Raw genomic sequence first — 6,108 nt, forward strand, 5'->3', positions numbered from 1 at the left:
GCAGCAAGAAAATTGCACTTATTTTAAGCAACGTTATTTATTGGAAGCAGTAGAGAAATCTCCTCATTTATTATCTCACGTGCCTGGCGTATGCATTTTCCGCAATCGTTCCCCACAGGAACAAGGCTTCTTAATTCCCTGACAGAACGAACATGCCGCTGATGAACAGCGTTACGTATAGTTTTATCACTCACCGCATTACAGAGACATACATACATGGAAGCACTCTTCTAGCTATTCAAACAATCACTGACTATTTAGTTAGGCGAGATAAAACATCCACACCTAAAGACAATCCTGTTTATAAAATAATACATATTGCGCAATACTAAATAGAAATGAGTATCATTTCAATTATTGTTTTCGTTTTGTTTAGATATAAAAAACCCCTATGATTGGGACTCAAAATAAAAAAGAGGAGCCTAAGCTCCTCTTTTTTCATAATCTATTTATAATCAAAGACTAAGCAATAACTTTAGCAACAACACCTGCGCCTACAGTACGGCCACCTTCACGAATTGCGAAACGCAGACCTTCGTCCATTGCGATTGGAGCAATCAGAGTCACGATCATGTTAATGTTATCGCCTGGCATTACCATCTCAACGCCTTCTGGCAGTTCGATAGTACCGGTTACGTCAGTTGTACGGAAGTAGAACTGTGGACGGTAACCTTTGAAGAATGGAGTATGACGGCCACCTTCATCTTTGCTCAGGATATACACTTCTGATTCGAAAGTCGTATGTGGCTGGATTGAACCTGGTTTAGCCAGTACCTGACCACGTTCGATTTCGTCACGCTTAGTACCACGCAGCAGAACACCAACGTTCTCACCCGCACGGCCTTCATCCAGCAGTTTGCGGAACATTTCAACGCCAGTACAAGTTGTTTTCGCAGTCTCTTTGATACCAACGATTGCAACTTCGTCACCCACTTTAACGATACCACGCTCAACACGACCGGTAACTACAGTACCACGGCCAGAAATGGAGAATACGTCTTCGATTGGCAACAGGAATGGCTTGTCAATGTCACGCTCTGGTTCTGGAATGTAAGAATCCAGTGCTTCTGCCAGTTCGATGATTTTTGCTTCCCACTCTGCTTCGCCTTCCAGCGCTTTCAGAGCAGAACCACGGATGATTGGCGTATCATCGCCTGGGAAATCGTACTGAGACAGCAGCTCACGGACTTCCATCTCAACCAGTTCCAGCAGTTCTTCATCATCAACCATGTCACATTTGTTCAGGAACACGATGATGTATGGAACGCCTACCTGACGACCCAACAGGATGTGCTCACGAGTCTGTGGCATTGGGCCATCAGTTGCGGCAACAACCAAAACTGCACCATCCATCTGAGCAGCACCGGTGATCATGTTTTTTACATAATCGGCGTGACCTGGGCAGTCAACGTGCGCGTAGTGGCGAGTTGGGGTATCGTATTCTACGTGAGAAGTAGAGATGGTGATACCACGCGCTTTTTCTTCTGGTGCGTTATCGATCTGATCGAATGCACGAGCGTTACCGCCGTAAGTTTTCGCCAGAACAGTGGTGATTGCAGCAGTCAGGGTAGTTTTACCGTGGTCAACGTGGCCGATAGTACCAACGTTAACGTGCGGTTTTGAACGTTCAAACTTTTCTTTAGACATTAGGTTGTCCCTCTAAGACACGGAATCGGTGGTTTCACCACATCAACCAAGCAATTGCTTGTTAGATATTTACAGGAAGAAAATCAGGAGGCAGAACAGGTGAAGTGGTGCTGATAGGCAGATTCGAACTGCCGACCTCACCCTTACCAAGGGTGTGCTCTACCAACTGAGCTATATCAGCACATCTTGGAGCGGGCAGCGGGAATCGAACCCGCATCATCAGCTTGGAAGGCTGAGGTAATAGCCATTATACGATGCCCGCGAGAACTCGGCTACCTGACTTTAATCAGCTGTATATCATATCTCAAATGTTTTGCTTGGAGTATAACTCGAGCAGAACACTCAAGATGAAAACTGGTTAATGGTGGTGGGGGAAGGATTCGAACCTTCGAAGTCTGTGACGGCAGATTTACAGTCTGCTCCCTTTGGCCGCTCGGGAACCCCACCTTTCCAAATTTTTAATGGTGCCGGCACCAAGAGTCGAACTCGGGACCTACTGATTACAAGTCAGTTGCTCTACCAACTGAGCTATGCCGGCATCAAGTGCTGCGCATTCTAGGTAGTGTTGGCCCACGATGCAACAAAAAAATTGTTTTTTTTGCTCTTTCGCTCACAAAATATACACAACGGATGGTTTTGATTGTTTTTTAAATAAGTTTAGCTCAAGTAATGTACAAAAAAACTCACCATTAAGGAATAGCTAAATGTATTTAGCTGGTTATTTTCTTCAAATCTTTTGTATCACTTGAGATATTTTTCGAAAATAACAAGAGTAATCATCAACGATGGCTAAAAAATAGAACATTTCATTACATTTTTGTATTTCCCATCAAAAAAATTACTAAAATCATAAAAAACTCTACGCCTACGATAGCGCAACCGATATGATGAGATTTATTTTTTGCCGGATACGGGTATTCTCAACAACCCGTCCAACCTGCATAGACAGGCAAATGTTGGCTTATGAATAAGAAAGAATCTTTTTTGACGACTCCATATTTACAATTTGATCGTGAACATTGGGCAACATTGCGTGACTCAGTGCCTTTGACATTAACTGAAGAAGAAATAGCTGCTTTAAAAGGGATTAATGAAGAAATTTCAATAGACGAAGTGGTTGAGATCTATCTTCCATTATCACGTCTACTCAATTTTTATATTAGTTCCAACCTACGGAGACAAGCTGTCCTTGAGCAATTTCTAGGAACCGGCGGCCAAAAAATACCTTATGTTGTTGGCATTGCAGGCAGTGTCGCCGTTGGAAAGAGTACAACGGCACGTTTATTACAAGCATTACTAAGCCGCTGGCCCGAACATCGTCGCGTGAAACTGGTGACAACAGATGGTTTTTTACATTCCAATGATGTTCTAAATGAACGTGGCTTAATGAAAAAAAAGGGATTCCCTGAATCCTATGATATGCGCAGCCTAGTGAAATTTGTCTCTGATATAAAATCAGGTGCCGAGCAGGTTACAGCGCCAGTATATTCTCACCTTAGCTATGATATTGTTCCCAATGAGAAAATTATCATAGAACGGCCGGATATTTTGATATTGGAAGGCTTAAATGTTCTACAAAGTGGCATGGATTACCCACATGAACCACATCATGTTTTTGTTTCTGATTTTGTTGATTTTTCTATTTATGTTGATGCATCAAAACAATTACTCGAACAATGGTATGTCAGCCGTTTCCTAAAATTCCGCCAAGGCGCTTTCTCTGATCCTGATTCTTATTTCCATAGTTATTCTAAATTAACGACAGAAGAGGCGATAAAAGTCGCATCAGATATTTGGCAAGAAATTAATGGATTGAATTTACAGCAAAACATTTTACCCACCAGAGAACGTGCTAGCTTGATTATGACCAAAGGGGCTAATCACGCAATTGAAAACGTCAGGCTGAGAAAATAATGTAATAGCCGGAATAATTCCGGCTTTATACTCAAAGCCCTCTCAGAGAGATTTCACCACCAATGTAAGGTGTTATGACACCATCGATATCAAGCAGTAGAGCGCCTTGCTGATCAATTCCACGAGCGATCCCATAAGTCTCTTGATTACCAACAATCAATTTCACAGGGCGATTAATAAAATTATCTAATTTAAACCATCGTGAAATAAATGGAGATAAACCTTCATTTTCAAACTGGATTAATGCTTTTTTGAGTTCAATGATGATTTCAGCAATTAGTTTATTCCTCTCAATCGTTATGCCCGCTTGCTGTAAATTAATCCACTGCTGGTTAATCAACTTTTGTTGCTCATTACTCATCGAGATGTTCATACCGACCCCGATAACAATCTGAGCCGCATCTCCGGTTTTCCCCATCAATTCAACTAAAATTCCAGCCAATTTCTTATCTTCCAAATATAAGTCGTTAGGCCATTTTACTTTTACTTTATCAACACCTTGGCAGTTCAAGACTTCAGCAATTACTATCCCGACAACCAAACTTAATCCAATTGCCGCAGCAGGGCCTTGTTCTAAACGCCAAAACATGGAGAGATATAAATTTCGTCCAAATGCAGAAACCCACTGCCTACCTCGGCGCCCTCGTCCTGCATACTGATATTCTGCAACGCAGGCATCACCTGAATCTAGCTCTATTAATCTCTCTAATAAATATTGATTTGTAGAATCGATCACAGGAATAACTTCGATGCGGTCGTTTGGAAGATATTTTTCAATGAGATCTTTATCAAGAAGATTCATTGGAGCAAGAAAACGATAACCTTTACCCGGAAGAGTTAAAACTTCTACTCCCCATTCACGAATAGTCCGAATATGTTTATTAATTCCCGCACGACTCATTCCCAATTTTTGGCCGAGTTTCTGCCCTGAATGAATCTCACCATCAGATAACACTTTAATTAATTTTAACGGAATACTGGTATCTTTCATGAAATACATTCCACTGAGTCTATCTCACCTTCAGCGCCAATAAAGCGTACTTCAGGCTCTAAAAAAATATTAAATTTTTCTGCTACCTTGTTACGCACATAAGTAGCCAAAGCAACAATACTTTGTCCCGTTGCATGACCTTTATTAACTAATACTAGTGCTTGCTTCGTATGCACAGCAGCATCACCAATACTATGGCCTTTTAAATGGCACTGATCTATTAGCCAACCAGCTGCAACCTTTACGCTGTTATCATCTTGATAATATTGAGGGCATTCAGGATATTCAGATTTGATTTTTTTCGCTAATTCAGCGGATATTATCGGATTCTTGAAGAAGCTACCGGCATTCCCCATGATAGCAGGATCTGGCAGTTTGCTCTGACGCATTTCACAAACTGCATGAAATATCTGTTCTGGTGTTACATCCTCATGAGAGAATTGCGTCAAACTACCATAAGTTAATATCGGCTCCCACGCTTTATTTAGCCTTAAACCAACAGCAGTAATTGCATAATCCTCTTTATATTGATGTTTAAAAATACTGTCCCTGTACGCGAATTGACATTCATTTTCCATCAGACGGATGTGTTTTCCTGTTTCCAACTCTATTAGATCAACGAATTCACAGACCTGTTTAAATTCAATCCCATAAGCTCCAATGTTTTGGATAGGGGCTGAACCCACATTCCCAGGAATCAATGCTAAATTTTCTAAGCCGTAAATTTTCTGCTTAATTAGCAGCTTAATCAATTGATGCCAATTTTCACCAGCACCAACATGAATATGCCATGCTGTATCAGCCTCTTGTATCTTAATACCAAGGAGCCGATTCAAGATAACGGTACCTTTAAAATTCTCAGTGAACAGGACATTGCTTCCGCCCCCCAATAGTAAAATGGGGTATTCTTTTTTTTTCGCTGCTTGCCATAAAGACAAAAGAGACTCAATCGAGGTTGCGGCTCCGATATAATCAGCACATGCTGAAATACCAAACGTATTGAACGCTTTTAATTGGGTAGATTGACAGACAGACATTCATTTCAAGCTCAGTAGATAATTTGGCTGTAGTCTAGCAGACTCTATATTTGAAAGATAAGTCAGTAATTGCAGCTTCAGAAAAGTAAAATGGCAGAAATGCGAAAGGCCACTCAAATGAGTGGCCTTTCGACTTGATATTAAAGCTTGGCAGTTCCCTACTCTCACATGGGGAGACCCCACACTACCATCGGCGCTACGGCGTTTCACTACTGAGTTCGGCATGGGGTCAGGTGGGACCACCGCGCTATTGCCGCCAAGCAAATTCTGTTTTATTTTCTGAACATATATTCATGGTGCTGATACCCAGATTCGAACTGGGGACCTCACCCTTACCAAGGGTGTGCTCTACCAACTGAGCCATATCAGCAACGTGCTAAAATAAAAAGTGTCACCAAATGGGCAACACTTATAAAGTGCTGTCTGGCAGTTCCCTACTCTCACATGGGGAGACCCCACACTACCATCGGCGCTACGGCGTTTCACTGCTGAGTTCGGCATGGGGTCAGGTGGGACCAC

The 6,108-nt window shown here is 41.8% G+C and carries 5 protein-coding genes, 5 tRNA genes, 1 rRNA gene and 1 other annotated feature; of the genes, 1 reads left to right on the forward strand and 10 read right to left on the reverse strand.

The genetic code is table 11. The annotated features are described in order from the left end of the window. Positions 1–23: 23 nt before the first annotated feature. The 6 genes from bfd to Xhom_RS03065 form a co-directional block, all read right to left on the reverse strand. Positions 24–218 (reverse strand): bacterioferritin-associated ferredoxin, encoded by a 195-nt coding sequence (gene bfd / locus Xhom_RS03040; protein ID WP_071933885.1) that lies wholly within the window; start codon positions 216–218, stop codon positions 24–26. A 244-nt stretch (positions 219–462) separates the two neighbouring features. Then, positions 463–1,647: an elongation factor Tu gene (tuf, locus tag Xhom_RS03045; protein WP_069317339.1), complete on the reverse strand. Its 1,185-nt coding sequence runs from the start codon at positions 1,645–1,647 to the stop codon at positions 463–465. Positions 1,648–1,752: 105 nt separating this feature from the next. Continuing rightward, a tRNA-Thr gene (locus Xhom_RS03050) sits at positions 1,753–1,828 on the reverse strand. 6 nt (positions 1,829–1,834) lie between these two features. Beyond that, positions 1,835–1,909 (reverse strand) — tRNA-Gly (locus Xhom_RS03055). A 100-nt stretch (positions 1,910–2,009) separates the two neighbouring features. Next, a tRNA-Tyr gene (locus tag Xhom_RS03060) sits at positions 2,010–2,094 on the reverse strand. Between the two features lie 15 nt (positions 2,095–2,109). Beyond that, positions 2,110–2,185, reverse strand: a tRNA-Thr gene (locus Xhom_RS03065). A 425-nt stretch (positions 2,186–2,610) separates the two neighbouring features. Between Xhom_RS03065 and coaA the strand changes: the two genes are divergently transcribed. Next, positions 2,611–3,561 (forward strand): type I pantothenate kinase, encoded by a 951-nt coding sequence (coaA, locus tag Xhom_RS03070; RefSeq protein WP_069317340.1) that lies wholly within the window; start codon positions 2,611–2,613, stop codon positions 3,559–3,561. A gap of 31 nt (positions 3,562–3,592) precedes the next feature. Here the strand turns inward: coaA and birA are convergent, their stop codons facing one another. The 4 genes from birA to Xhom_RS03090 all read right to left on the reverse strand — a co-directional run bounded on the left by birA (position 3,593) and on the right by Xhom_RS03090 (position 5,959). After that, positions 3,593–4,552 carry a bifunctional biotin--[acetyl-CoA-carboxylase] ligase/biotin operon repressor BirA gene (gene birA / locus Xhom_RS03075; protein ID WP_069317341.1) on the reverse strand — a complete coding sequence of 320 codons (960 nt, stop codon included), beginning with the start codon at positions 4,550–4,552 and terminating at the stop codon, positions 3,593–3,595. Continuing rightward, positions 4,549–5,589, reverse strand: a complete 1,041-nt coding sequence (murB, locus tag Xhom_RS03080) for a UDP-N-acetylmuramate dehydrogenase (protein WP_069317342.1) — start codon at positions 5,587–5,589, stop codon at positions 4,549–4,551. Before murB ends, birA begins: the two co-directional genes overlap by 4 nt. Positions 5,590–5,734: 145 nt before the next feature. Next, positions 5,735–5,850 (reverse strand): 5S ribosomal RNA (gene rrf / locus Xhom_RS03085). Between the two features lie 33 nt (positions 5,851–5,883). Next, positions 5,884–5,959, reverse strand: a tRNA-Thr gene (locus Xhom_RS03090). Positions 5,960–6,021: 62 nt separating this feature from the next. After that, positions 6,022–6,108, reverse strand: a sequence feature (5S ribosomal RNA rRNA prediction is too short).

Origin of the sequence: Xenorhabdus hominickii, from assembly GCF_002632725.1 — a bacterium.
GTDB classification, from domain to species: Bacteria; Pseudomonadota; Gammaproteobacteria; order Enterobacterales; family Enterobacteriaceae; genus Xenorhabdus; species Xenorhabdus hominickii.

Bases quoted from the DNA above. Each gene is read 5' to 3' on its own strand.
- murB (WP_069317342.1), bottom strand. From the start codon at position 5,589: ATGTCTGTCTGTCAATCTACCCAATTAAAAGCGTTCAATACGTTTGGT.
- birA (WP_069317341.1), bottom strand. From the start codon at position 4,552: ATGAAAGATACCAGTATTCCGTTAAAATTAATTAAAGTGTTATCTGAT.
- tuf (WP_069317339.1), bottom strand. From the start codon at position 1,647: ATGTCTAAAGAAAAGTTTGAACGTTCAAAACCGCACGTTAACGTTGGT.
- bfd (WP_071933885.1), bottom strand. From the start codon at position 218: ATGTATGTATGTCTCTGTAATGCGGTGAGTGATAAAACTATACGTAAC.
- coaA (WP_069317340.1), top strand. From the start codon at position 2,611: ATGAATAAGAAAGAATCTTTTTTGACGACTCCATATTTACAATTTGAT.